Consider the following 24,963-nt stretch of genomic DNA (forward strand, 5'->3'; position numbering starts at 1 on the left):
TCTCCAGCGTAAACCTGCTGGCGACCTCATCAGTGCTCGAGCAGTGGCGAGGCGGCAAAAGCCGCCTGCGCCACGGGCCACTACCGTCACTGCGAGAATAATCTTCGATGGCATACGACACCTCCAAGGCCGCTCCTCCCCAATCCATTGGTTTTTTGCTGCTGGACCAATTCACGTTGATCTCGCTGGCGTCTGCAGTAGAGCCTCTACGAATGGCCAATCAGTTGACTGGTCAAGAGCTCTATCGTTGGCATACTTTGAGTTTGGCGGGGGAGCAGGTCTGGGCAAGCGACGGCATGCCGATCACTCCGGACACCTCGATCATTAACGCACCGATGCTTGATACCGTGATCGTCTGCGGTGGCATTGGCATTCAAAGCGCTGTGACCCGGGAGCACGTAACCTGGTTGCGAGCCCTGGCGCGACGTTCGAAGCGGATCGGAGGCGTGTGCACTGGCAGTTGGGCCTTGGCCAAGGCGGGCCTGCTCGATGGCTTTGATTGCAGTGTGCACTGGGAATTTCTGGCCGCCATGCAGGAAGCTTTCCCGCTAGTGAACCTCAGCTCCAGTTTATTCACCCTCGACCGAGATCGCTTCACCAGCTCTGGTGGAACCGCGCCAATGGACATGATGCTGCACCTGATCAGTCGCGATCACGGTCATGAGCTATCAGCGGCCATCTCCGAAATGTTCGTCTACGAGCGAATCCGCAACGAGCAGGATCACCAACGAGTGCCCCTCAAGCACATGCTCGGTACCCATCAACCAAAGTTGCAGGAAGTCGTCGCCTTGATGGAGGCCAATCTGGAAGAACCGATTGATCTGGACGAGCTGGCAAATTATGTCGGCTTGTCACGTCGACAGCTTGAGCGGTTGTTCCAGAAATACCTACATTCCTCGCCTTCGCGGTATTACCTCAAACTGCGCCTGATTCGCGCACGTCAGTTGCTCAAGCAAACGCCGATCTCCATCGTAGAGTTGTCGGTGGTGTGTGGCTTTGTGTCCACCCCCCATTTTTCCAAGTGCTATCGCGAGTGTTTCGGCATTCCACCCAGCGACGAGCGCTTGGTAGCGGAAACGCAACCGCTAGTGACAGCAAGATCGATTGCGCAGGCATTGCCATTGGCAAGGCCGATGAGCTTGCTGGATCAGGCACGTGATGAGTCAACCTTCGCAAGTATCAAGATTTTGAAATCCTGAACAATCGGGGTGATCTTTTCGACTTCGGGACCGCCGATTCCGCGTGGCGCGACTGTATCTGGCGACCCCTTCAAAAACTCTTTCATATCGATCATCCATTAAAAAAACCACCCCTTAGCCCCAGATAACATGATTTTTCACACGCTCAAGCCTTCCCTATAGTCATCGCAAGCCCAATCGGAACACATCTGTGTTTCATCGATGCGAGATAGATTTATGGATGACAAGACAAAACCCGGCCATAGCCAGGGGGCTGGTTTGGGGACGCGAGTGGTTTGGGGAGGGGAGCAGGTTCAGCATCCCTACAACGCTACCCAAACTCCCATCGTAGTCAGTGCCGCCTACGGTTACCAAGACATTGATGAATGGTATGACGTGGCATTGGGTAAAGAACCGGGCTTCATTTACAGCCGCATGAGCAACCCTACGGTCTCTGTCCTGGAAGACAAACTCTGCGAGCTTGAAAGCGCAGAGTCGGCTGTCGCGTTCAGTACCGGGATGGCCGCAATCATTCGGGCACGCAAATCAGACCGGATGGCGAGCGCCGTCCAGCATCCGATTCGCCTGCCGATCTATCTCGAGGATTAGGCACTTCGTAAAAGGTCGAATGAAAGACAGGAGGTCTGAACTGACCTCCCGTTTTTTTATCTGTTCTTATTACGGTCATCGCGATGACCGCTGACCGTTCATAAAGACTAAATATCCGTCCAATCCAGCGCTGCGGACTCGCGCCATTTCACATCAGTGACGCCGTGCCGTTCAGCCTGGGGTTTGGATACGACTTTAAGCGGCGGTTTCCCGGGTCTGGGAATAGGTGCCAATCCGGCATCACAACTCGCCCAATGCCAGGCATCCGCATTGCACATTGTCTTTGCCCTGATGATGAAGGACCTCGGCTCTCCATGGAGCTTGTACTCGATGATGAAGAGATCGGTGCGGTTCATGAGACCCCTCCTTATGTTCATAGACAAAGGAGTGAGCGCGTCAAGAAAAATTCAAAGTGTTTGGCAGCCCCTCTGAAGCGTTTGAATCGGGTATTTTTTTCCGTGCAGCGCCGATTACTGGTCGCCTACGCCATGGAACAACCTACTCGCAAGTTGCTGATGGAAACGTCGCAATAGCCTTGTGATCAATAGCGATGCCTACCCTGTAGCAGCTGCGTTGTGGCGAGGGGATTTATCCCCGTTCGGCTGCGAAGCAGTCGTAAAACCTGAACGCACGATCTATCTGATGCACCGTGTTGTCTGAATTCACGACTGCTGCGCAGCCGAACGGGGATAAATCCCCTCGCCACAACGCAGCTGCTACACGGATCGGGGTGGCTTGACTGAGCGCGCTGACCTCAACCACCGCTGACTTTCCAGTGTTTGACATCGTCAGCGAAGACCATCTGCTGCATCTCATGAGCGATGCCGTAGGCCAGGGATTCGTGGGCTGCGATGACTTTTTCTTCCGCTGAAAGGCAATGGAAAATATCGAGTTTGGTTTCTGCTTCAGCGGTTTCGAGGTTGAAAATCTGTACATAGCGGGCGAGGTCGTTGTCGAGGCTCGACAGGTATTCGCGCAAGCGTTGATGGTCGACCGATTTTTGACTGAAGTACCAGTTCATGGGGTGAATCAGGAAGCGCGCATGCGGCGACGTGATGCGTCGGCTTGCTGCTAAAAACATGATAATGCCCATCGATTCGATGTTGCCCGCATTAATCGCGCACAGCGGCACCGGCAATGACTTCAGGAAGGTATAGAGCGTGAAGCCGAAATTGGTGCTGCCACCACACGTGGACAGGTTCAACAGCAGCGACGTGGCACCTTGATCGATGGCTTCAAGACAACAATCCCTGAAGCGTTCGGTCGTTCCCTGATCGATCTGGCAGTGAAAATGGACGATGTGTTCGGTCATCGACTGACCTCCCATGCACGACGTTCGCGGGATTCAAAAGCCTTTATAACCTAGTAAAAATCTGAACTCTTTTGAAAAATAATCCAATCGCAGGGTGATCGGCGGTGACTGTGCCGCCAGTCGCTCAGGACAGATTTTTCGGGAACTATCTTGTCCATTCCGCCCGTCCCGAGAGGAGCATTTTCGTTCAAACTTTCGATTTTTGATGACCTCGTAATTGAAGGCGAGCACACGCGCTCGTCCTTGAGAAAGAGGTGAACAAAAATGGCTAACACTGGAAACAACAACCCCGGAAACTTTGGCAAAGACCGGGACAAAGCCTCAGAAGCCGGCAAGAAAGGCGGGGAGGCATCAAGCGGTAATTTTGCCAACGATCCACAACGGGCTTCTGAGGCTGGCCAAAAAGGTGGCATGGCTTCAGGCGGACAGCAGTCAAAAGATGCTGACCGTATGTCCGGCGGTGGTCAGGGCGCAGGACGCGGAGGCAGCTTTACCGACGACAGCGACAAAACCTCGCAGTCAGGCCAGAAAGGTGGCCAGGCTTCGGGCGGTCGGCAATCCACCGATGCGGATCGCTCGACCAGCGGCGGCCAGGGAAGTGGTCGCGGCGGTAACTTTGCCGACGACAGAGATAAAGCCTCAGAAGCAGGGCGCAAAGGAGGTGAACAAGGCCCTGGAAGCGGACGTAAATTCTGATGAGGTGTGACTCACATCAAGCCCCGCGTTTTTTCGGGGCTTGATTTTTACTTCCGGGTGTACGCAGCAGATGAGCTGTCGGAGTTAGATCGCGCGCGCCAGAATGGAGTGCGCACGACCAATGACTGGCGCATCGACCATTTGCCCATCCAACACAAAAACGCCGTCACCTGAGCTCGCGGCTTCCATGATGCGCTGTGCCCACTGCAGCTCTTCATTGCTGGGCTTTAACGCTTGATGAATGATCGCCACTTGGCTCGGATGGATGCACAGCGCGCCACCAAAGCCCATGTCGCGGGCAAACTGAACGGCATTTTGCAAGCCCGCGGTGTCCGCAATTGAGGGGAAAACCCCGTCCAGCGCTGGGGCCAGGCCAGCCACACGCGTCCACAGCAACACGGCATAGCGGGCGTGACTGAGGATCTCTTCGGCGGCAGGACTGCCGGTGGTCAGGTTCAGGTCCAGGCCCAGATCGAGGCTGCCGAACGACAAGCGCTCAACGCCTTGGGCGCGGGCAATCGAGCTGAGTGCCGCCAGGCCTTTGGCGCTTTCGATGATCGGCCAGATAGGTTTGCCGGTGCCGCCCGCGATGGACACTTGCGCTGCGCTTTCTGCTTTGGGCAGCAAAATTGCGGTTACGCCGGCATGGCGTCGGCAAAGCTCCAGATCCGCAGCGTGCGACCAGTGATCCGGGGCATTCACCCGAACCAGAATCTGTGCATCAGGGTTTTCACTCAAGAAGCGCTCCAGGTTATTCCTGGCCTGTTGCTTGAAGTTTTCTTGCACGGCATCTTCCAGGTCGACAATGACCCGGTCCGCGCCGGTGGCGATGGCTTTGGGGATGCGCTCTGGACGAGTGGCCGGCACAAACAGGGCGGAGCGAACGATCGATGCGCTCATGGTGTTTCTCCCTCGCTGAATTCGATTTCACCGATTTGTGCGGTGCCGTCCTGATTGCCAGCCCATACCTGCGCCTTGCGGCTGTCGATCAATCGTCCGCCGACCTCGAAAGGCTGGGGGGAAATCAGCGGTCGGAGTCCACGGAAGGTGAAGCGCTCCAATCGTGCGGTCGGGTGCGCCCTGGTAAAAGCACGCAAGTTGAGTGTGGCGATCAACGGACCATGCACCACCAACCCCGGATAGCCTTCGGTCTCTGTGACGTAAGGCCAATCGTAGTGAATCCGGTGGCCATTGAAGGTGACCGCGGAATAGCGGAACAGCAGGGTCGGGGAGGGTTCGACCTGTTCTTGCCATTGGCCTTCAGGAATCGCTTCGGTTCCGCTCAGTTTGGGCGGGGAGGGTTCGCGGTAGACGATGTCCTGTTCATCTTGCAGGGCGCGTTGGCCGTCCTGGAAATACTCATGGCGTACTGTGACAAACAGCAACGACCCGGTCCGACCGTGCTTCTCTTCGACATTGAGAATGGTCGATACACAGGTCACCTCAGCCTCTACTTTCAGAGGCTGGTAGAACTCAATTCGGCTGCCAGCCCACATGCGATTGCGGTTGTGGGCCGGTGGCAGGAAGCCGCCGAGCGCGGGATGACCATCCGGGCCCAGTTCGCTGGCCGCAACCGGTTCTTGAAAGAATGCCCAATGCCACAGCGGCGGCAGTGGTTCGCCAGGTTGCGGCGCCACTTCGCTCAACGTAGCGGCAATGCGTTTAACCAGGTTGAAGCTGATTCGGTCCTGGCTTTCCTGACGACGTCCGACCCACGCTGAAAAATCGATATTGCTCATAAGTTTCGCTCCTGTCGGTCGGTGATCAGGCCAGGGCGGCCAGTTCAGGTATCGCGTCAAACAGGTCCGCCACCAGGCCGTAATCGGCCACCTGGAAGATCGGCGCTTCTTCGTCCTTGTTGATCGCCACGATCACTTTGGAGTCTTTCATGCCGGCCAGGTGCTGGATCGCACCGGAGATACCGACGGCGATGTACAGCTGTGGCGCCACGATCTTGCCGGTCTGACCGACCTGCATATCGTTAGGTACGAAACCTGCGTCGACCGCAGCGCGGGAAGCGCCGACGGCAGCGCCCAGCTTGTCAGCCAGGGCGTACAGGTGTTTGAAGTTGTCGCCGTTCTGCATGCCGCGACCGCCGGAAACGACGATCTTGGCAGCGGTCAGTTCCGGACGATCGGACTTGGCCAGTTCTTCGCCGACGAAGCTGGAAATACCCGCATCGTGAGCAGCGCCAACGGCTTCAACCGAAGCCGAACCACCTTCAGCGGCAACCGGATCGAAACCGGTAGCACGCACGGTGATCACTTTGACCGCAGCGTTCGATTGAACGGTGGCGATGGCGTTACCGGCGTAGATCGGGCGCTTGAAAGTGTCAGCGCTTTCGACCGAGATGATCTCGGAGATCTGGTCAACGTCCAGCTGCGCAGCAACGCGCGGCAGGATGTTTTTGCCATTGGAAGTGGCGGCAGCCAGGATGTGGCTGTAGCCCTTGCCCAATTCGGCAACCAGAGGAGCAACGTTTTCCGGTAGCTGATGCGCGTAGGCAGCATTGTCAGCCGACAGGACTTTGCTCACGCCAGCGATTTTCGCCGCAGCTTCAGCCACGGCACCAGCGCCTTGGCCTGCCACCAGAACGTGGATGTCACCACCGATTTTAACGGCGGCCGCCACGGTGTTCAGCGTGGCCGGGGCCAGCACTTTGTTGTCGTGTTCAGCAATAACCAAGATAGTCATTTAGATTACCTTCGCTTCGTTCTTGAGTTTTTCAACCAGTTCAGCCACCGACTTGACCTTGATACCCGCGCTGCGTGCAGCTGGCGCTTCGACTTTCACGGTCTTGTTGGTGGAGGCGGTGGAAACGCCCAAAGCGTCCGGAGTCAGCACTTCGAGAGGCTTCTTCTTGGCTTTCATGATGTTTGGCAGGGACGCGTAACGCGGCTCGTTCAAACGCAGGTCGGTGGTGACGATGGCCGGCAGTTTCAGGGAAACCGTCTGCGCGCCGCCGTCGACTTCACGAGTCACGGCAACGTTGTCGCCGCTGATTTCGACTTTGGACGCGAACGTGCCCTGACCGTAGCCGCTCAATGCCGCGAGCATCTGGCCAGTCTGGTTGTTGTCGCTGTCGATGGCTTGTTTGCCAAGGATCACCAGCTGAGGCTGTTCCTTGTCGACAACAGCCTTGAGCAGCTTGGCAACGGCCAGCGAAGTCAGGTCTTCAGCGGATTCGACGAGGATGGCGCGGTCGGCACCCAGAGCCAGCGCGGTGCGCAGTTGCTCTTGAGCGGTGGACGGGCCGATGGAGACGACGACGATTTCAGTCGCAACACGCCCCTCTTTTATCGAGAGTTCTTTCAGGCGTACGGCTTCTTCCACTGCGATTTCGCAGAACGGGTTCATCGACATCTTGACGTTGGCGAGGTCGACGCCGGAATTGTCCGCCTTGACACGAACCTTGACGTTGTAATCCACAACGCGTTTCACAGCTACCAGGATCTTCATGGGGCAGTGTTCACTCGAAAATAGTTGTTCGTTGCAGTCAGATGGCCCCGGCGGCACGCATTTCTTCAATGCGCTCCGTCCCCAGCCCCAATTCCTTGAGTACCTGTTCGGTGTGTTGGCCCAGGCCCGGCACGGCATCCATACGCGGCTCGAACGCGCTATTGCTGCCTGGTGGTATCAGGCTCGGAACGATGCCGGCAGAGGTCTCGACTTCCCGCCAGCGATCACGGGCCTGAAGTTGTGGATGGTCCCAAACCCCTTGCATGTCGTTGACCTTCGCGTTGGCTATCTGCGCATGTTCCAGCCGATCAAACACAGCATCGAAGTTGAGTGTGGAGAACGAATCAACGATGAGTTGTCGCAGCGCTTGACGGTTTTCCACCCGCTTGAAGTTGGCAGAAAAACGCTCGTCTTTGGCCAGTTCCGGCATAAGGAGCACCTTGTCGCAAAACAGCTGCCATTCACGTTCGTTCTGCAAACCCAGCATTACGGTGGTGCCGTCCCCAATGGGGAAAGGACCGTAGGGGTAAATGGTGGCGTGTGCGGCGCCGGCACGAGGTGGCGGGGGCGCGCCGTCGTAGGCGTAGTACATCGGGTAGTTCATCCACTCAACCAGGCTTTCCAGCATCGACACATCGAGGTGGCTGCCTTCGCCGGTGCGTCCACGCAACAGCAGTGCAGACAGAATCCCGGTGTAGGCATACATGCCGGCCGCGATGTCAGCGATCGAACATCCGGCCTTGGCCATCTCGTCCTCGCCCGGGCCGCCGGTGACGGACAGGAATCCGCCCTCACTTTGGATCAATAGGTCGTAGGCTTTCTTCTTTTCATAGGGACCACCGATGCCATAGCCTGAAATGTCACAGACAATCAGGCGCGGAAAGCGCTGATGCAACGCCTCAAATGACAGTCCCATTCGCGCGGCCGCACCGGGCGCCAGGTTCTGCACGAGTACATCGGCAGTGGCCAGCAAACTGTCCAGTACCTCGGTGGCCGAATCCTGCTTCAAGTCGAGGGTCAGGCTTTCTTTCGATCGATTGGTCCAGACGAAGTGCGAGGCCAGGCCGTTGACGCGTTGGTCGTAGCCTCTGGCGAAGTCGCCTGTGCCGGGACGCTCGACCTTGATCACGCGGGCGCCAAGGTCGGCCAGTTGTCGGGTGCAGAAGGGTGCTGCAATGGCATGCTCCAGGCTGACGACGGTAATGCCATCGAGCGGACGGAGGCCGTTGGGCTGGCTCATGATTGTTTCTCTCTTGTTTTTAGAAAGAGCGCGGCAGCTCGAGCAAGTGTTCGGCGACGTACGACAGGATCAGGTTGGTGGAGATGGGCGCTACCTGATACAGACGGGTTTCACGGAATTTGCGCTCGACGTCGTATTCGCAGGCAAAGCCAAATCCGCCGTGGGTTTGCAGGCAAGCATTGGCGGCCTCCCAGGACGCCTTGGCCGCCAGGTACTTGGCCATGTTGGCGCTGGCCCCGGCGTTGAGGCCGCTGTCGTATTCTTCGCAAGCGCGCCAGCGCATCAGGTCGGCGGCTTCGATTTCGATGTGCGCTTCAGCGATGGGGAATTGCACACCCTGGTTCTGCCCGATCGGGCGCCCAAACACCACGCGGTCGCGAGCATAGGCGCAGGCCTTTTCGATAAACCAGCGACCGTCACCGATGCATTCGGCGGCGATCAGGGTGCGTTCGGCATTCAGTCCATCGAGGATGTAGCGGAAGCCTTTGCCTTCCTCACCGATCAAACTGTCAGCGGGGATTTCCAGGTTGTCGAAGAACAACTCGTTGGCTTCGTGATTGACCATGTTGGCGATCGGCTGCACGGTCATACCGTTGCCGATGGCCTCGCGCAGATCGACGAGGAAGATCGACATGCCTTCGGATTTTTTCTTCACGTCCGCCAACGGCGTGGTCCGCGCCAGCAGGATCATCAGGTCGGAATGCTGAACGCGCGAGATCCACACCTTCTGCCCGTTGATCACGTACTTGTCACCTTTGCGCACGGCGGTGGTCTTTATCTTTGTGGTGTCGGTACCGGTAGTGGGCTCGGTGACGCCCATCGATTGCAGGCGTAGTTCGCCAGCGGCGATCTTCGGCAGGTAATAGCTTTTTTGCGCCTCGCTGCCGTGACGCAACAGGGTGAACATGTTGTACATCTGCCCGTGAACGGTGCCGGAGTTACCGCCGCAGCGGTTCACTTCTTCCAGGATTACCGAGGCCTCAGCCAGCCCAAGGCCGGAGCCGCCATATTCGACAGGAATCATAGCGGCCAGCCAACCAGCGTCGGTCAGCGCCTTGACGAAGGTTTCCGGAAAGCCTTTTTCTTCGTCGACTTTGCGCCAGTAAGCGGCATCGAATTCAGCGCACAGAGCGCGTACGCCCTCGCGGATGGCATTGAGTTCTTCAGAGTTGCGGTCGGTCATTATTATTCTCCTCAACGTGTCACGCACGGCATCTGCCCTGCGTGACCGGGTCCGGGCAAAGAGCAATCAGATCGGGTTGAAACCCAAGGCGGCACGAAAGCGATTCTTGACGTAGTGACCATCGCGCGGTGGCAGCACCCGTGGCGGGTTTTCTGCTTTGATCTTGATCGTCGCGAGCTTGACGCCATCGCGGGTCGCAAAGCGCTCGCGCAAGTCATGTACGCCTTCCATGTCGCGGATTTCATCGGTCCAGCTGAAGCCGCAAGTCTTCGCCACCTGGTCCAGGGAAATACCAAAACCGGCGTGGCTGACTTGCATGCCGGTTTCACCAAAGTGACCGTTATCCAGCACAGCGATGGTCAGGTTGGCGGGCTTTTGCAGTGCCACCGTGGCCAGCGCGCCGAAGCCCATGAGCAGCTCGCCGTCACCGGTGACCACCACGACCGACTTGTCCGGCTGCGCATTGGCCAGGCCCAGGCCCACAGTGATTGCGCTGCCCATGGCGGCCCAGAGGTAATAATTCAGATCGTTGTCACCGGCGGCCATGACGTCGTAGGACGCCGAGCCCAGACCGGTCACGACCAGCACGTCTTTGCGGTCGGCCAGCAAGGCCTTGACCACTTCGCGGCGGCACAGGGTGTGGTTTGCGCTTACTTGCCCCATTTCTTTTCTCCAATCAGGCGCTGGCCGAGCAGCAGGGCAGTGGCGGAATCACCGTTGAAAGCCATGGTCGCAGCGCCGTGCAGCAGCGGGGCGACGTCTTCAGGAACGTCCGCGCGCCAGGTCATGACCTTCATCACGTTCAGGGAGGCTTCGGTGGCCTGACCCATGGGGTTTTGCCAGGCGTTGAACTCGGCCCAGTCACCGCGCATGGTGACCACCATCAGCAGTGGGAAGCCGGCACAGTTTTGAAGTGCCAGGGTGTTGATGCAGTTACCGACGCCGCTGGACTGCATCAAGAGGGCGCCGCGCTCACCGCCCAGCCAGGCGCCGGCGAGGTAGCCGATGCCTTCTTCTTCGGTGGTGAGGACAACGGCCTTGATGTCCGGGTCTGCATACGACATACGGATCGCCGCGGAATGGCCTGCATCCGGTACGAAGACCACGTGTTTGACGTCGTGGGCCTTGAGCACGCGAAACACGTCCTCCTGCCAATCCTGTCCCACGGTGCGTTCAGCTTCTGTTGACATGCCAATCTCCCAAGCAGTGCTGCTTTTGTGTTTTCACACATTTTGGGAGGGATGGAGGAGAAGGACGACTACCGTTTTTGTCTTTGAGATATGCCCATTTTGTATAGCAGGAAGGTGAATGCGTGGCATGCCGGGCAACTGCGATAGCCACGCATTATGGGAAGGGAAAATGATTAACGCAGGGAGGTGCAGAACGTACGAATCGCCTCGCAAGCCCGGCGCAATGAAACATCATCCAGGGCATAGGCAATGCGAATGTAAGGACCAAGTCCAAAAGCGCTGCCATGCACCACGGCCACATTCGCTTCGTCGAGCAGCGCGTGGGCGACATCTTCGTCGGTGTGCAGTACGCGGCCACCCGGTGAGGTACGACCGATCAATCCGGCACAGGAAGCGAACGCATAGAACGCTCCGGCTGGACTGACGCATTCAAGGCCTGGCGTGTCGTTCAGCAGCGCCACCATCAAATCACGGCGACTCTGGAAGGCGACGCGGCTTTCATGGATGAAATCCTTGGGACCTTCCAGTGCCGCGAGCGCAGCCTGTTGTGACACTGAGCTGGCGCCAGAGGTTTGCTGACCTTGCAGTTTTTCCATGGCCTCCAGCAGCCAGCGTGGCCCGGTGGCAAAACCGATGCGCCAGCCGGTCATGGCGTAGGACTTGGAAACACCGTTCATGGTCAGGGTTCGCGCTGCCAGCCGTGGTTCAACCTGGGCCAGGGTATGGAACGTTTGATCATCGAAGATCAGGTGTTCGTAGATGTCATCGGCCAGAATCAACACGTGAGGGTTTGCCAACAACACCTGCGCCAAGGCTTGAAGCTCATCCCGGCTGTACACCGCACCCGTCGGGTTGGACGGCGAATTGAGGATCAACCAACGGGTCTGCGGGGTGATCGCGGTGGCCAGTGCCCAGGGCGTCAGCTTGAAACCGGTGTCCACATCGCAGGTAACGATTCGGGTTTCACCGCCGCACAGTTGAACCATCTCCGGGTAACTGACCCAGTACGGCGCCGGCACGATGACTTCGTCACCTTCATTGAGGGTCGTAGCCAGGGCGTTGTAGATCACCTGTTTGCCTCCGTTGCAGACGAGGGTGTCTTGCCAGGTGACATCCAGGCCGTTCTCGCGGCGGAACTTGGCGGCCACCGCTTCTCGCAGTGAACGTACCCCGGCGACTTGGGTGTAGCGGGTGTGGCCGTGCTCGATGGCGTGAATGGCCGCTTCGCGCACATGCTTGGGCGTATCGAAATCTGGTTCGCCGGCGCACAGCGAAATAATCGTCGCACCTTGCGCCCGGCGCTCTGCAACCCGATCCATGATTCGGTAAGTCGCGGAAGGTTGTGCGCTGGCCAGGCGTTGGTTCAGCCGCTGGATATCGGCGCTCATGCGCGGGTTCTCCACTCAGTCAGGTTCATCAGTTCCAGGGTCGAGCGGCCTTCGGTCAACGCCTGCATCATCTGCGCTTCCTTGCTCGCACGCGCCTCGCCTTCGGCCAGGGTTCGTGCCGCATCCGCCTTGGGAATGATGATCACACCGTCATCGTCGGCCACCACCCAGTCACCCTGAGCGACCAAAGCACCGTTGAAATTGAACGGTTGCCCCACCGAAGGCGCACTGGCCTTGACCGTACCTTTCACCGAGATGCCGCGAGCAAACACCGGGAACTGGCGTTTCTTCAGCGCAGCGATGTCGCGTACGCCACCATCGATCACCAGTCCGACCACGCCAGCCGCTTCGGCCGCCACGGTCAGCACTTCGCCCCAGTAACCGGCGATGAAGCCACCCGTACCCACGACCAGCACGCTGCCACGGGGCACGCGTTCCATCGCCAGGTGCAGGGCGAGGTTGTCGCCGGGGGAGCATTCCAGCGGATAGGCGGGGGCGGAGATGAAGGCGCCGTCCCAGATCGGGCGAATCGCACTGTCGACCGCGCAAGGCAGATGGGACGCTTCATACAGCGTCGAGCTGCCCAGCACTTTTGCCCGTGCGTGGACATCCAGGGGGAGCGGGAGCGTGGTCATCAGACTTTCCTCTGCAGGCTGTGGTAACCCAGTTCGGCCCGGGCTTCTTTAAGGGTTTTGCCTTGAGTGATCAGGGCGCGAATGTCGGCTTCGATCAATTCGATCTGACGGGCACACGCCGCCACTTCAGCCGCACGAGCGCGGGGGACGATCACCACGCCATTGGCGTCAGCGACCACAATGTCGCGGGCACTGACTCGGGCGGTACCGATAGACACCGGCTGGTTGACCGACTGAACCTGTACGCGGTCTTTGCCGGTGCGCATGAAGCGGCCCTTGCTGAAGATCGGGTAGCCGTCACCCAGTGCTTTGTTCACGTCACGGCAAACACCGTCGATGACCGTGGCAGCGATCTGCCGAGTGCCGGCGTACTGGGTCATGATGTCGCCCCAAACCGTGCAGTCGGTGCGGCCGCCGTTGTCGATCACCACCACATCGCCAGGCGCAACGTCTTCGATGAAATCGCCCACGGTGCCCGGCGGTACGCTGGCCGAGACGTACTGCACGGTGAACGCCGGACCCACGATGACTTTGCTGTAATTGTCCAGCGGTGCCACGCCGAGGCATTGACCGGGCAGGCCGAGTTTGTCCAGCGCATCGGAGACGCCCGGGGTGTCCAGGCCTTGAAACAAGGCGACCAGTTCTTTGTCTTCAAGATTCATCAGGCGTGCTCCACGTGGATCGCTTCGAATTGGGTGTCATGCATCACTTCGGCGACCGAACGGCCGCTGCGGACAGCCTCGACCATGCCGTCCTGACGGCGGGCAATTCGCTCGCCAAGATCGATCACTTTCTCGATATAGGCTGAGCGCACGAACACGGTGCCGCAGGTATCGGCGATGACATAGTCGCTCTCGCTGACATCGACGCCGGCCACGTTGATGGTCACGGCGGCATCGATCTGCACCACCCGATTGCGGGCACTGATCATGGTCACGCCGCGGCCATAAACCGGGTAGCCAATTGACTCGCTGCCGTCGATGTCGCGGCTGAAACCGTCGATTACCGTGCCGCGCACCTTCTTGCTGGCTGCTGCATTGGCGAGGATATCGCCCCAGCAGGAGATGCCTTCGATGCCACCGGCGATCACCAGCACACGATCATCGCTGTCGATCTGTTCCACCACGGGAGTAATCAGGTGCACCGTGGGGACGTTGTCGGTTTTAGGAGCCAGCAGCACGGTGCTGGCGCGGCCGACAATCTTCGGGCAATTCCACAACGGGCGTAGCCCAACGGTGGCACCCGGCAGGCCGAGGAAGTCGAGCGCATCGGAAACCGTGTTGGTGTCCAGCGCCGCCAAGCGATCCAGCAAACTCTTATTGATCATGGGAAAGCCCCAGTGGTGACGGAGGCGCCCAGTGTCGGCGAGGCAGTTTGATAGGTATATTACGAATCACAGATACGTTAGATACGTTAAACCTATGGATTAATCATGATCAATTTTCGCCTGATTCGTCATCTCTGGTTGTTCCTGGCCGTTGCCGAAGAACAGAATTTCGGCCGCGCGGCCAAGCGTTTGGGCATGTCCCAGCCACCGCTGAGCGAGCAGATCCAGGTGCTGGAGCAGGCGCTCAAGGTGAAGCTGTTTGACCGTTCGCGACGCGGTGCGAAGCTGACTCCGGTGGGGGCGGCGATTCTGCCGGCGGTGCGCAAGTTCGCCGACCAACTGGAACGTCTGGAACTCGCCGTGGAGGAGGCGGTGGCGGGGCAGTCGGGGATGTTGACCATTGGCGCGATTTCCACGGCCATGTTCGATGTCTTGCCCGGTTTGATCGAGCAACTGAAAAGTGATTACCCGCACCTCTCGGTGTCCGTGCGGGAGATCGACAGCGTCGAAGCCGTCCCGGCGCTGGAGGCCGGCGACATCGACCTGGCCTTCGCCCGGCTGGACGGTGATCTGGGGGCCTCGATCAAATCACTGCCGCTGACTCAGGACCGTCTGGTGGTGGCCTTGCCCAGCGACCACCCCTTGGCTGCGCGCACGCGAATCAGCCTGTCCAGCCTGGCCACTGAACCCTTGGTGATGTTTTCCAGAAAGGTCAGCCCGGTCTACTTTGACAATCTGATCGCGACCTGCCGCGCCAGCGGTTTTTCCCCGCGCGTGCTGCATGAAGTGCGCTCGGTCGCCTCGCAAATTGCCTTTGTCAGCTGCGGCCAGGGCATCGCACTGGTACCGGCGGCGCTGAAAAAACTGGCGCCGGACAATGTGGTGTTTCGAGCGCTGAGCCAGAAGCTCAATGTCGTGACCACAGCGGTGGCCTGGAATGCAGATCGGCCCAACCCGCTGGTGGAGGAACTGGTCACCCGGCTCCAATCCCGGGCGTGAGTCGACCAAGGCCCTGCGTGAATACGAGTGATAGGTTTGGCGTATGTAAGCCTTACCGAATCAGGAATTTACAGAAGGCCCGATTCCCTTGAAATTGCGAGCCTGGCTGCCGGCGACCCAGGCTCGGCCCAACCTTTTCGCTCAAGGAGTCAACAACGTGCCCTCACCAGAAACGTTCACTCACGTGCAACTCCCCCTGACGGTGGAGGGTGTCCAACTGAACGTGGCCGCCCTCCATCGCGACGGCGTCCTGGCGCCGATTGTGTTCCTGCATGGTTTTGGTTCGACCAAAGAAGACTATGCCGACATCGTGCAGCAGTCCGCATTCGCCGGTCACCCTTTTGTTGCTTACGACGCACCGGGTTGCGGTGAAAGCCAGTGCAGTGATCTGTCCAGGCTATCGATTCCCTTTCTGCTGCAAACGGCGCTTCAAGTGCTGGCGCATTTTGGCATTGAACGCTTCCATCTGGTCGGCCACTCCATGGGTGGGCTGACCGCATTGATGCTGGCCCATCAGTTTCCGGGCCGAGTGCTCAGCTTCGTCGATATCGAGGGCAATATCGCCCCGGAAGACTGCTTCCTCAGCCGGCAGATCGTCGACTATCCGAGCAACGATCCCGAGGCGTTTTTCGCGGCTTTCATCGAGCGTGCCCGGCACGCCCCGGCCTACGCCAGTGCGCTTTATTCCGCGAGCTTGCGGCACAAGGTGCGTGCCGGTGCGGTGCGGGGGATTTTCCAGTCGATGGTCGACCTTTCCGATAATGCCGATCTGATGGGCAAATTCCTCGGGTTGAAGTGCCCACGAATGTTCATGTACGGCGAGCAGAACGCGTCACTGTCCTATCTGCCGCATATCCAGGCCGAAGGTGTCCGGCTGGCCCCCATTCCTGATTGCGGGCATTTCCCGATGTATTCCAACCCCATCGCGATGTGGCAACAGATCGCCGATTTCCAGGCGAGCAGCCTTACCGGGTGAGTCTGGTCGTGCTGAGGGCTTCCTGCGCTTGCAAAAAAGGGCCCATGGATCTCATGAGCCCTTTTCAATTACCTGCTGTAATCGTCAGTGTTTCAAACGCTCGCCGCGTGCGACTTTGCGCAACCCTTCAAACCGGTGCGTTCTTCGATCTCGCCGGAACCGCTGATGTACCCGTAGCGCGACAGGTTCGGCATCAGCATGGCAGCGATGAAAGTGATGGTCACTACGGCTGCGACATAGAAGAAGAAATACTCCTCAATGCCTTGGGACCGGAGTGACAAAGCCACGTACTCAGCGGTTCCGCCGAATGCCGCATTGCCGACGGCGTACGGAAAGCCCACGCCCAGAGCACGCACCGCAGGCGGGAACAGCTCGGCTTTGACGATCCCGGCAACCGGGGTGTAGAGCGACGCAATAGCCAGGCCACCAAACACCAGCAGGAACGCCGTAAACGGATTGCTGACCGACTGCAGCGAATAGAGCAGGGGGATCACCAGCAGCATGGCCAATCCGGAAAACATCAGCATGTGTGTCTTGATCCCGATACGGTCGGCGAGCAAACCAAAGAGCGGTTGGCAGAACATGAAGCCGACCAGGGCTGCCGTCATGATGAAGCTGACCGTTTCAGGACTGAAGCCTGCGGAGATCACCAGGAACTTCTGCATATAGGTGGTGAAGGTGTAGAAGTACAAAGAACCACCGATGGTGAACGCCACCACCAGCGCGACCGCCCGTTTGTGCTTGAACATGCCGCGTAGCGAGCCGGCGTCTTTGCGGTTCATGTCTTTCTTGGTGGCGGTTTCATGCATGGCGCGGCGCAGATACACCACCACGATCGAGCTCAGTGCGCCGATGAAGAACGGGATTCTCCAGCCCCATTCGCGCAATTCTTCGCCGGTCAGGGTTTGCTGGAGAATGACCACGGTCATCAACGCCATGAGCTGACCGGCAATGATGGTGAAGTACTGAAAGGAACCATAAAAACAGCGACGCCCAGGTGTCGCGATTTCACTGATGTAGGTGGCGCCGGTGCCGTACTCTGCTCCTACCGATAAGCCCTGAATGAGTCTGGCGACGACGAGCAAAACCGGTGCAGCCACACCGATGGTTTCATAGGTCGGCATGACGGCAATCAGCAGGGAGCCGGCGCACATCATGAACACCGAGATAATCATCGAAACCTTGCGGCCACGAGTGTCGGCAATCCAGCCGAAAATCCAGCCACCGAGCGGACGCATGAAAAAGCCGACGGCGAAGACACCGGCGGTTGCGAGCAGCTGACTGGTGGTGTCGCCTTTGGGGAAAAACGAAGCTGCAAAGTAGATGGCGGTATAGGCGTAAATGAAAAAGTCGTACCACTCCACCAGATTGCCCGAGCAGGCCCCCATGATGGCTCTGACTCGATTCGGACTTTTCACCGGATCGGTCTTGGCGGTGTGGATGGTTGAGTCGCTGGTTGATGCGGACATGTTGTTCACCCTTTTTTCAAGGCGAGACGATACGAGGCGCACGCTGATGCGTGTCCGACGTTGCTAGCTCGATGGGTTGATGTGCTTAACGCAGTTGTTGTGAGCCTTTGACGACCAAGGCACATGAAGAGGGGGGATGTATACGAGAGGTCAGCTGTTCATTGGCTGTGTAAGGTAGGTCGGTCGGGTAGCGAGAAAGGTAGTAACTCATGGCATAAGCCCTCGAATCTTATTCTTGTAGTGAGTCGAGCGCTCTTTGGCGCCGACGTTGATTGCACGCTACCGCAGAGTCAGGTGGGTAATAAGCCGTCAGGCAGGCCTAACTGATATACCTAAATTTTATAGCTTGGCATGCAGCCCCGACGGGCCGGGGGATACAGCCGGCTCGAAAGCCTTGAGACCTCGCGACACACGGTTTGCGGGGCACTCCAGGGTTCGAAAATGCGATTACACTCACAGCACTTTCGACGCATATCGCGCCGAGCCCGATGCTGACTGGCCTGGTAATGGATGTCGTTCAACTCAAAACCCTGATTCATGTGGCCGAACTCGGCAGTCTCAGCAAGGCCTCCGACCGGCTTCACATCGCACAACCGGCACTTAGCCGGCAAATTCGATTGTTGGAAAAAGAGCTCGGCACCTACCTGTTTGATCGACATGGTCGAGGCATGGAGATTACCGATGCCGGCCGCGAAGTGCTGGCGCATGCCACCCGCATCATGGAAGAAATGGAGTCCATTCGAAGTTCTGTGGTGGGCGGAAAGTCCTCTTTTCGGGGAACGGTCGTCATCGGTACGACGCCGACGGTAGCGGAAATTGTCACTGTACCGTTGGTACGCAAGATCAAAGAAGCGCATCCGAATCTCGCCGTTAGGTTTTCCTCGGCCTTCAGCGGCTATCTGTTGGATTGGGTCCAGCGTGGCGAATTGGAACTGGCGATTTCTTACGATCCGCAACCCTTGCATACGCTGCGTATCGTACCGGTGATGATGGAAAACCTTCTGCTGGTCGGTCCTGCCAGTGCCAACCTGCGTCTTGATACACCGGTGTCGTTCGAGTCTTTGGCTGAGCAGCCATTGGTGTTGCCGAGCGCTCGACATAGCCTTCGCGTGATTCTGGATGATTGCGCGCGAGAAGTCGGGATCAAGCTCAAGACCAGCGTTGAAGCGGACTCCTTCGGCGCGATGATCGCCTTGGTCTGCAATGGGTTCGGCTTGACCGCTTTGCCTTTGGCATCGATTTACACGCAAATCGAAGCTGGTGTGCTCAGTGCAGCCCCGTTGGTTGACCCCATTCCCATGCGCAAACTGGTTCAGGTCTTTCCTGCCGACAGACGTGTCAGTCCGGCCGCCAAATTTGTCGGGGATGCCTTCATCGAGATTGCTGCCGACCTGGTCAGTCGCAAGATTTGGGCCGGGCACATGCTTTGAATTTTCGGCCAACTTGTTAGCCCCTCCGTGTAATAGCTTCTCACCACTGATGACACTGCTTTGAACCATCAAACGCGACTGCCTGGCGTATTCGGCATTTTTATATTGGGAATGCTGCAAGTTCTGGTCTGGGGAGGTTCGTTCTTCCTCATGGCCGTCATGGCCGATCCGATCATGAGAGAGACCGGTTGGGCCAGCCAATGGGTGTATGGCGCGCTGTCGCTGAGCATTCTGGTTTCCGCGATGCTGGCGCCATTGACCAGCCGGCTTATCGCCCGCTACGGCGGCCGCCCCATCCTGGCCAGTAGCGGCCTGGGCGTCGCCATCGGGTTGTTTCTGATGGCGAGTTCGACCTCGTTGCCGATGTTTCTTTTGTCTTGGGCAGTGATTGGCGTCGGTATGGCGCTGGGGCTGTATGAAGCACTATTTGCCGCTTTAGGTTCTCTGTACGGGGAGCGGGCGGGCAGTACGATTACCGGGATCACGCTTATTTCAGGGTTTGCGACAACACTGTCATGGCCTGCGGTTGCGCTGGTCATTGAACACGTTGGCTGGCGCACGACGTGCGTGGCTTATGGGGTGTTGTTGGTCATTGCCGTGGCACCGCTTTATCTCTGGGTGCTGGCGCGGGGCGCGGTGCCACTCGCAACAAGCCATGCCATGGGTGATGAAAACCTCTCGATCGACCGGCGGATCTACCTGTTGCTCACGCTGATTTTTGCATTGGGTGCAGTGATCATGACGGCGATGTCGGTCCAGCTGATTTCATTGCTGCAGGGGCAGGGCTACTCGCTTGCAGCCGCCATCGGACTGAGCGCCTTGCTGGGGCCGAGCCAGGTAGGTTCGCGCGTTCTGCAAGTGTTTTCGCGAAAGCGACATCCGATCTGGACGACGTTGATCTCCGTGGTATTTGTGGCTATCGGTCTGTTGCTGGTGACCATCGCGCCGGCAATGACTGCGCTGGGTCTGGTGATCTACGGCGCGGGTAATGGTTTACGAGCGATTGTTCGAGGTCTGCTGCCACTGGCCCTGATGTCGCCCTCCCATTATGTTTTGCTGATGGGGCGCATGGCTCGGCCTTCGCTCATTGGCCAGGCCTTGACCCCCCTCGCAGGTGGTTACCTGTTGCAGACCTGGGGCGCTGGCGGTGTGCTGACGGGCCTGACGTCGCTGGCCGTATTGAATGTGCTGTTGGTGTTTTTTCTCATTCGGGTGGTGTGAAAAAACAGCGCTGAACCAGCGACAGGGTCAGTTATGCACGCTGCTCAGATACTCAAACAACTTGGCCGCTTCCGGCGCCAGTTGCGTCTGGCTGCTGACCCCCACGAACAAGGTGCGATGAGCCCAGTCATCGCTCAAGGCGACCGCCATCAGGCGGGTACCGAGCAGTTCGGCACGTACTGATGACAACGGCAAAATTCCGATACCCAAGCCTGCTTCGATCATGCGACAGATGCCGTCGAAGCTGCTGACCTGAATCCGCACCTTGAGGATCTTGCCCGCACTCACGGCTGCATCGCTGATTCTGCGCAGCAATGAGCTGCCTTGGTTGAGCCCCACATAATCGAAGCCAAGCGTATCCGTGAAGGACACGCTGCGCTCATTGGCCAGTTCATGGCCGACCGGCACAAGTAGCACGAGTCGGTCATCACGGTAGGGCAGTTTGTACAGACCCTCGGCCGGTACGTTATCGGCAAAAATGCCGATGTCGGCACGCCCGTTTTCCACGGCTTGAATAATCGGTTCGCTGAGCGCTTCTTCCAGTCCGATACGCACATTCGGGTTTGCCCGCAGGAACGACGCCAGGTCATCCGGCAGGAACTGGACGACGGCGGACGTGTTGGCGAACAACCGCACATGCCCGCGCACACCGACCGCGTAATCACTGGCGTCGCACGCCATCCGGTTCACGCCTTCGAGAATCGATCTGGCATGTTCAACGATGCCTTGTCCCGCTGCTGTCAGTTCGAGCCCCCTCGGCAGGCGCACGAACAGTGGGCACTGGGTGGTTCGTTCCAGCTCGGCCAGACGTTTGCTGGCCGCCGAGACCGTCATGTTGGCCTTTTCCGCGGCACGGGTCAGGTTGCCGGATTCGGCAGCGAAGATCAGCAAGCGCAATGACAGCAGATCGAAATGCAGGGGGTTAATCATCAAAGGGATCCAAGGTTTTCCATTCTGGAAAGAGTAGTGGCGAAATATGAAATTTTCATCTGCCCGGTTTGTGTCGATTATCCATGCCACAAGTACTCAACAAGAACGGGAAACGTCATGAGGTTACCTCTGCAAGGTGTCAAGGTCGTGGAGCTCGGTCAACTGATTGCCGGGCCATTTGCGGCGAAAATGCTCGGTGAGTTTGGCGCCGACGTGATCAAGATCGAGCCTCCGATCACCGGTGACCCATTGCGCAAATGGCGCCTGCTGCATGACGGTACTTCCGTCTGGTGGGCTGCGCAATCTCGCAACAAACGCTCGCTGACCCTCGATCTGCGCCAGCGTGAAGCCCAACAGGTCGCGCGCCAGTTGCTGGCCGATGCGGATGTGCTGATCGAGAACTTTCGCCCAGGCACCCTTGAAAGCTGGGGGCTGGGTTGGGACACACTGCACGCCCTGAATCCGAAACTGATCATGCTGCGGGTCTCCGGTTACGGGCAGACCGGGCCTTACCGTGATCGCCCCGGATTTGGCGTGATCGGTGAAGCAATGGGCGGGCTGCGGCATCTTTCCGGCGAGCCCGGGCGCACGCCGGTCAGGGTTGGCGTTTCCATTGGCGACTCGCTGTCTGCCTTGCACGGTGTGATCGGCATTTTGCTTGCCCTGCGTCATCGCGAGCAAAACGGCGGTGACGGCCAGCAGATCGACGTGGCGCTGTACGAGTCGGTGTTCAACATGATGGAAAGCCTGTTGCCCGAATACTCGGTGTTCAACGCCGTTCGTGAGCCCGCCGGCAGCAGTTTGCCGGGTATCGCCCCGACCAATGCCTATCGCTGCCGTGACGGTGGTTTTGCCTTGATTGCCGGCAATGGCGACAGCATCTATCAGCGCCTGATGGAAGTGATTGGTCGCCGTGATCTGGGAGTCGATCCCGATCTTGCGCAGAACCACGGCCGAGTGCTGCAGGTCGAGCGAATCGATGCTGCGATCTCCGAATGGACCGCACAACTGAGCCTCGACGAAGTCTTGTCGATCCTGACCGAGGCGCGCATTCCGGCCGGCAGGATTTACAACGCCGCCGACATTGCCCAGGACCCGCATTATCGGGCGCGCGACATGTTGCTCGACAGTCAGCTGGATGACGGCACACCGGTGACCTTGCCCGGCATCGTTCCCAAGCTCGGCACCACGCCTGGCAGCGTGACGCGCTCGGCGCCGTCTCTGGGCCAGCACACCGCCGAGATTCTTGGCGAGCTCGGCATCGACGCGGCACAGCAAGCCGACTGGCGCCAACGCGGCATCATTTGAACCGGAGAATGAATATGCAACGTCTTTTCTTGCAGGAAGTCGCCACCCGTGACGGCTTCCAGAATGAAGCGCGGTTTATCGAAACCGTCGACAAGATCGCCATGATCGACGCCCTCAGTCAGTGTGGTTTCGCCAAGATCGAGGTCACCTCGTTCACCTCGCCCAAAGCCATTACCGCGCTGCGCGATGCTGAAGCGGTGATGCAGGGTATCCGCCGCAATCCGGCGGTGGAATACACCGTGCTGGTGCCCAATGTGCGCGGCGCCGAACGGGCGCTGGCGTGCAACATCGACGAAGCCAACCTGGTGATGTCGGTCAGCGAACCGCATAACCGCTCCAATCTGCGCATGAGTCGCGAGCAGTCGTTTGCCCAGCTCAGCGAAGTGGTCAGTGTCATCGGTCAGGGGCCGGTGGCGATCAATGTGTCGTTGTCGACGGTGTTCGGCTGCCCGATGCAGGGCGATGTGCCGGTGGGGGAGGTGTTGCACTGGGTCGAGCGTTTTGCCGACCTGGGTGCTCGCGGCGTGACCTTGTGTGACACCACGGGCATGGCGTACCCGAGTCAGGTCGAGGCGCTGTCCCGGGCCGTCCGTGAACGTTTTCCGGCGCTGCAACTGACCCTGCATTTTCACAATACCCGTGGCATGGCCCTGGCCAATGCGCTGGCGGCCATCGAGGCCGGGGTCGATCGTTTCGATTCGTCCCTCGGCGGCCTGGGCGGTTGCCCTTATGCGCCGGGGGCCAGCGGCAATGTGTGCACCGAAGACCTGTTGCACATGCTGCAGCTGATGGGTTTCAACACCGGGGTTGATCTGGATCGGGTGCTGGCAGTCGCCGCGCAGTTGCCGGGTCTGATCGGCCACGAGATTCCCAGCCAGATCCTCAAGGCCGGTAAACGCCTGGACCTGCACCCGATACCCGCCCATGTCGCCAGCCTGGAAAAACAGGTGCCGTCGGCCCGCACCCCGGAGCTGCACCCATGATCGATCATCTCGACCACCTGGTGCTGACCACCATCGACCCCGTTGCTGCCGAGGACTTTTACGTGCGCGTCATGGGCGTGCAGGTACAAACCTTCGCCGGTGGGCGCAAGGCATTCGCTTTCGGTCAACAGAAAATCAACTTGCACGTGCGTGGCCACGAGTTCGAGCCCAAGGCGCACTTGCCGGTGCCGGGAGCGCTGGACCTGTGCTTTATCGCCTCGATCCCTCTGGATCAAGTGATTGCCCACCTGGCCCGTGTCGACTGGCCAATCATCGAAGGCCCGGTGTTGCGCACCGGTGCCGCCGGGCCGATCCGTTCGGTGTATGTGCGTGATCCGGACCTGAACCTGATCGAGATTTCCGAACCCGTCCAGCCGGAGCGTGCAGCATGAAAGTAGTGTTTCTCGACAGCGACAGCCTGCCCGTGAGCATTGCTCGCCCGGCCTGGGTCACGGACTGGCAGGACCGCCCCGACACGACGCCGGACCAAGTGGTGGACGCCGCCCGGGATGCCGATGCCGTGATCACCAACAAGGTACGCATTGGCCGGGCTGAACTTGAGCAATTGCCGAACCTGCGATTCATCTGCGTCGCGGCCACCGGTTACGACTGCATAGACCTGGCGGCCTGCCGCGATTTTGCCGTGACGGTGTGTAACGTCCCGGCGTACTCGGCGCAAAGCGTCGCCGAGTCGGTGATCGCGTCGATCTTCGCCCTGCGTCGACAGTTGTTCGTCTATCAGGCTGCCGCGCTGCGGGACTGGCCGGGTTCGCGACATTTTTGCGTGCATCGCGCGCCGATCCAGGATGTTCAAGGCAGCGTGCTGGGCATCATCGGCCGGGGCGGCATTGGCTTGGCCACTGCGCGTCTGGCGAGCGCCCTGGGCATGCAATTGCTGTTTGCCGAACACCGTGGCGTGGTCCCGGTGCGCAAGGGTTACCAGTCTTTTGAAACGGTGCTGGCGCAAAGCGATGTGATTTCTCTGCACTGTCCGCTGACCGAGCACACCCGACACCTGATCGGAGCGCCGGAACTGGCACAGATGAAACCCGGCGCCTTACTGATCAATACGGCTCGCGGACCGTTGGTAGATGAGACCGCAGTGCTCGATGCACTGGACAGCGGCCGCCTCGGTGGCGCGGCTCTCGATGTGCTGTGCCAGGAACCACCTCCGGCCGACCACCCCTTGCTCAACAGCCGCCATGCCAACCTGATCGTCACTCCCCATGTGGCCTGGGCCAGCCAGAGCAGCCTGCAACGGCTGGCCGACGGCATCCTTGGCAACCTGCAGGGCTACCACTCGGGGAACCTGATCAACCTCGTGTCGTAAAGGCTTCACCACCTAACAAGAAGGTCCACTTATGAAAACAATAACAATCACACCGGTCCGTCAGCTTGTCTCGTTGTTCATTGCCGCGCTGTCCCTGGGC

General features: G+C 58.9%; 26 protein-coding genes and 1 pseudogene. 11 read left to right on the top strand and 16 right to left on the bottom strand.

All coding sequences use genetic code 11. The features are described from left to right. The first annotated feature begins 107 nt into the window (after positions 1-107). Together IB252_RS08560 and IB252_RS08565 are read left to right on the top strand one after the other, a co-directional pair. Positions 108-1,199 carry a GlxA family transcriptional regulator gene (locus IB252_RS08560; protein WP_192408175.1) on the top strand — a complete coding sequence of 364 codons (1,092 nt, stop codon included), beginning with the start codon at positions 108-110 and terminating at the stop codon, positions 1,197-1,199. Positions 1,200-1,415: 216 nt separating this feature from the next. Beyond that, positions 1,416-1,709: pseudogene (locus IB252_RS08565) on the top strand (PLP-dependent transferase); the annotation flags it as partial. A gap of 185 nt (positions 1,710-1,894) precedes the next feature. Here the strand turns inward: IB252_RS08565 and IB252_RS08570 are convergent. Both IB252_RS08570 and IB252_RS08575 read right to left on the bottom strand, forming a co-directional pair. Beyond that, positions 1,895-2,143: a DUF6555 family protein gene (locus tag IB252_RS08570; RefSeq protein ID WP_192408177.1), complete on the bottom strand. Its 249-nt coding sequence runs from the start codon at positions 2,141-2,143 to the stop codon at positions 1,895-1,897. 398 nt (positions 2,144-2,541) lie between these two features. Next, entirely contained in the window at positions 2,542-3,099 is a 558-nt protein-coding gene (locus tag IB252_RS08575; RefSeq protein WP_111449600.1) for an ATP-dependent Clp protease proteolytic subunit, read from the bottom strand. A gap of 264 nt (positions 3,100-3,363) precedes the next feature. Between IB252_RS08575 and IB252_RS08580 the strand changes: the two genes are divergently transcribed. Continuing rightward, positions 3,364-3,795 carry a general stress protein gene (locus IB252_RS08580; RefSeq protein ID WP_192408179.1) on the top strand — a complete coding sequence of 144 codons (432 nt, stop codon included), beginning with the start codon at positions 3,364-3,366 and terminating at the stop codon, positions 3,793-3,795. An 84-nt stretch (positions 3,796-3,879) separates the two neighbouring features. Here IB252_RS08580 and IB252_RS08585 read toward each other — a convergent pair whose 3' ends face one another. The 12 genes from IB252_RS08585 to IB252_RS08640 all read right to left on the bottom strand — a co-directional run bounded on the left by IB252_RS08585 (position 3,880) and on the right by IB252_RS08640 (position 14,217). Next, complete coding sequence (locus IB252_RS08585; protein ID WP_192408181.1) at positions 3,880-4,695, bottom strand: HpcH/HpaI aldolase/citrate lyase family protein; 816 nt, start codon at positions 4,693-4,695, stop codon at positions 3,880-3,882. After that, positions 4,692-5,534, bottom strand: coding sequence for a MaoC family dehydratase N-terminal domain-containing protein (locus IB252_RS08590; protein WP_192408183.1), 843 nt, complete (start codon positions 5,532-5,534; stop codon positions 4,692-4,694). The genes IB252_RS08585 and IB252_RS08590 overlap by 4 nt, the downstream gene beginning before the upstream one ends. A gap of 25 nt (positions 5,535-5,559) precedes the next feature. Beyond that, positions 5,560-6,489, bottom strand: coding sequence for an electron transfer flavoprotein subunit alpha/FixB family protein (locus IB252_RS08595; protein ID WP_192408184.1), 930 nt, complete (start codon positions 6,487-6,489; stop codon positions 5,560-5,562). Further along, a complete protein-coding gene (locus tag IB252_RS08600; RefSeq protein WP_192408186.1) occupies positions 6,490-7,254 on the bottom strand; it encodes an electron transfer flavoprotein subunit beta/FixA family protein in 765 nt (254 codons plus the stop codon). 37 nt (positions 7,255-7,291) lie between these two features. Further along, positions 7,292-8,494: a CaiB/BaiF CoA transferase family protein gene (locus tag IB252_RS08605; protein ID WP_192408188.1), complete on the bottom strand. Its 1,203-nt coding sequence runs from the start codon at positions 8,492-8,494 to the stop codon at positions 7,292-7,294. A gap of 19 nt (positions 8,495-8,513) precedes the next feature. Beyond that, positions 8,514-9,677 carry an acyl-CoA dehydrogenase family protein gene (locus IB252_RS08610; protein ID WP_192408190.1) on the bottom strand — a complete coding sequence of 388 codons (1,164 nt, stop codon included), beginning with the start codon at positions 9,675-9,677 and terminating at the stop codon, positions 8,514-8,516. 66 nt (positions 9,678-9,743) lie between these two features. Then, the gene (locus tag IB252_RS08615) at positions 9,744-10,340 is read right to left on the bottom strand and encodes a thiamine pyrophosphate-dependent enzyme (RefSeq protein ID WP_008146637.1); all 597 of its coding nucleotides are present in this window, start codon (positions 10,338-10,340) and stop codon (positions 9,744-9,746) included. Further along, positions 10,328-10,867: a thiamine pyrophosphate-binding protein gene (locus tag IB252_RS08620; RefSeq protein ID WP_192408192.1), complete on the bottom strand. Its 540-nt coding sequence runs from the start codon at positions 10,865-10,867 to the stop codon at positions 10,328-10,330. The genes IB252_RS08615 and IB252_RS08620 overlap by 13 nt, the downstream gene beginning before the upstream one ends. Before the next feature lie 173 nt (positions 10,868-11,040). Further along, positions 11,041-12,255 (bottom strand): pyridoxal phosphate-dependent aminotransferase, encoded by a 1,215-nt coding sequence (locus IB252_RS08625; protein ID WP_192408194.1) that lies wholly within the window; start codon positions 12,253-12,255, stop codon positions 11,041-11,043. Further along, on the bottom strand, positions 12,252-12,890 hold the full coding sequence (locus tag IB252_RS08630; protein WP_192408195.1) for an RraA family protein: 639 nt from the start codon (positions 12,888-12,890) through the stop codon (positions 12,252-12,254). The genes IB252_RS08625 and IB252_RS08630 overlap by 4 nt, the downstream gene beginning before the upstream one ends. Continuing rightward, on the bottom strand, positions 12,890-13,552 hold the full coding sequence (locus IB252_RS08635; RefSeq protein WP_192408197.1) for an RraA family protein: 663 nt from the start codon (positions 13,550-13,552) through the stop codon (positions 12,890-12,892). Before IB252_RS08635 ends, IB252_RS08630 begins: the two co-directional genes overlap by 1 nt. Continuing rightward, positions 13,552-14,217, bottom strand: coding sequence for an RraA family protein (locus tag IB252_RS08640; RefSeq protein WP_192408199.1), 666 nt, complete (start codon positions 14,215-14,217; stop codon positions 13,552-13,554). The genes IB252_RS08635 and IB252_RS08640 overlap by 1 nt, the downstream gene beginning before the upstream one ends. Before the next feature lie 105 nt (positions 14,218-14,322). Here IB252_RS08640 and IB252_RS08645 point away from each other — a divergent pair, with 105 nt between their 5' ends. Together IB252_RS08645 and IB252_RS08650 are read left to right on the top strand one after the other, a co-directional pair. Further along, positions 14,323-15,216 (top strand): LysR family transcriptional regulator, encoded by an 894-nt coding sequence (locus IB252_RS08645; protein ID WP_192408201.1) that lies wholly within the window; start codon positions 14,323-14,325, stop codon positions 15,214-15,216. 157 nt (positions 15,217-15,373) lie between these two features. Beyond that, positions 15,374-16,192 carry an alpha/beta fold hydrolase gene (locus tag IB252_RS08650; protein ID WP_192408202.1) on the top strand — a complete coding sequence of 273 codons (819 nt, stop codon included), beginning with the start codon at positions 15,374-15,376 and terminating at the stop codon, positions 16,190-16,192. A 92-nt stretch (positions 16,193-16,284) separates the two neighbouring features. Here IB252_RS08650 and IB252_RS08655 read toward each other — a convergent pair whose 3' ends face one another. Beyond that, the gene (locus IB252_RS08655) at positions 16,285-17,661 is read right to left on the bottom strand and encodes an MFS family transporter (protein ID WP_192408203.1); all 1,377 of its coding nucleotides are present in this window, start codon (positions 17,659-17,661) and stop codon (positions 16,285-16,287) included. A 488-nt stretch (positions 17,662-18,149) separates the two neighbouring features. Here IB252_RS08655 and IB252_RS08660 point away from each other — a divergent pair, with 488 nt between their 5' ends. Both IB252_RS08660 and IB252_RS08665 read left to right on the top strand, forming a co-directional pair. Then, positions 18,150-19,091, top strand: coding sequence for a LysR substrate-binding domain-containing protein (locus IB252_RS08660; protein WP_192408575.1), 942 nt, complete (start codon positions 18,150-18,152; stop codon positions 19,089-19,091). 111 nt (positions 19,092-19,202) lie between these two features. Beyond that, entirely contained in the window at positions 19,203-20,312 is a 1,110-nt protein-coding gene (locus IB252_RS08665; protein WP_192408577.1) for an MFS transporter, read from the top strand. Between the two features lie 27 nt (positions 20,313-20,339). Here the strand turns inward: IB252_RS08665 and IB252_RS08670 are convergent, their stop codons facing one another. Beyond that, a complete protein-coding gene (locus IB252_RS08670; RefSeq protein ID WP_192408204.1) occupies positions 20,340-21,242 on the bottom strand; it encodes a LysR family transcriptional regulator in 903 nt (300 codons plus the stop codon). Between the two features lie 117 nt (positions 21,243-21,359). Here IB252_RS08670 and IB252_RS08675 point away from each other — a divergent pair, with 117 nt between their 5' ends. The 4 genes from IB252_RS08675 to IB252_RS08690 are packed head-to-tail and all read left to right on the top strand — an operon-like array spanning position 21,360 to position 24,863. Continuing rightward, positions 21,360-22,550, top strand: a complete 1,191-nt coding sequence (locus IB252_RS08675) for a CaiB/BaiF CoA transferase family protein (RefSeq protein WP_192408205.1) — start codon at positions 21,360-21,362, stop codon at positions 22,548-22,550. Between the two features lie 14 nt (positions 22,551-22,564). Next, positions 22,565-23,533, top strand: a complete 969-nt coding sequence (locus tag IB252_RS08680; RefSeq protein ID WP_192408206.1) for a hydroxymethylglutaryl-CoA lyase — start codon at positions 22,565-22,567, stop codon at positions 23,531-23,533. Beyond that, on the top strand, positions 23,530-23,925 hold the full coding sequence (locus IB252_RS08685; protein ID WP_192408207.1) for a VOC family protein: 396 nt from the start codon (positions 23,530-23,532) through the stop codon (positions 23,923-23,925). Before IB252_RS08680 ends, IB252_RS08685 begins: the two co-directional genes overlap by 4 nt. After that, positions 23,922-24,863: a D-2-hydroxyacid dehydrogenase gene (locus IB252_RS08690; RefSeq protein ID WP_192408208.1), complete on the top strand. Its 942-nt coding sequence runs from the start codon at positions 23,922-23,924 to the stop codon at positions 24,861-24,863. The genes IB252_RS08685 and IB252_RS08690 overlap by 4 nt, the downstream gene beginning before the upstream one ends. Positions 24,864-24,963 lie beyond the last annotated feature (100 nt).

It is taken from the genome of Pseudomonas sp. PDM10 (assembly GCF_014852295.1).
GTDB lineage: Bacteria > Pseudomonadota > Gammaproteobacteria > Pseudomonadales > Pseudomonadaceae > Aquipseudomonas.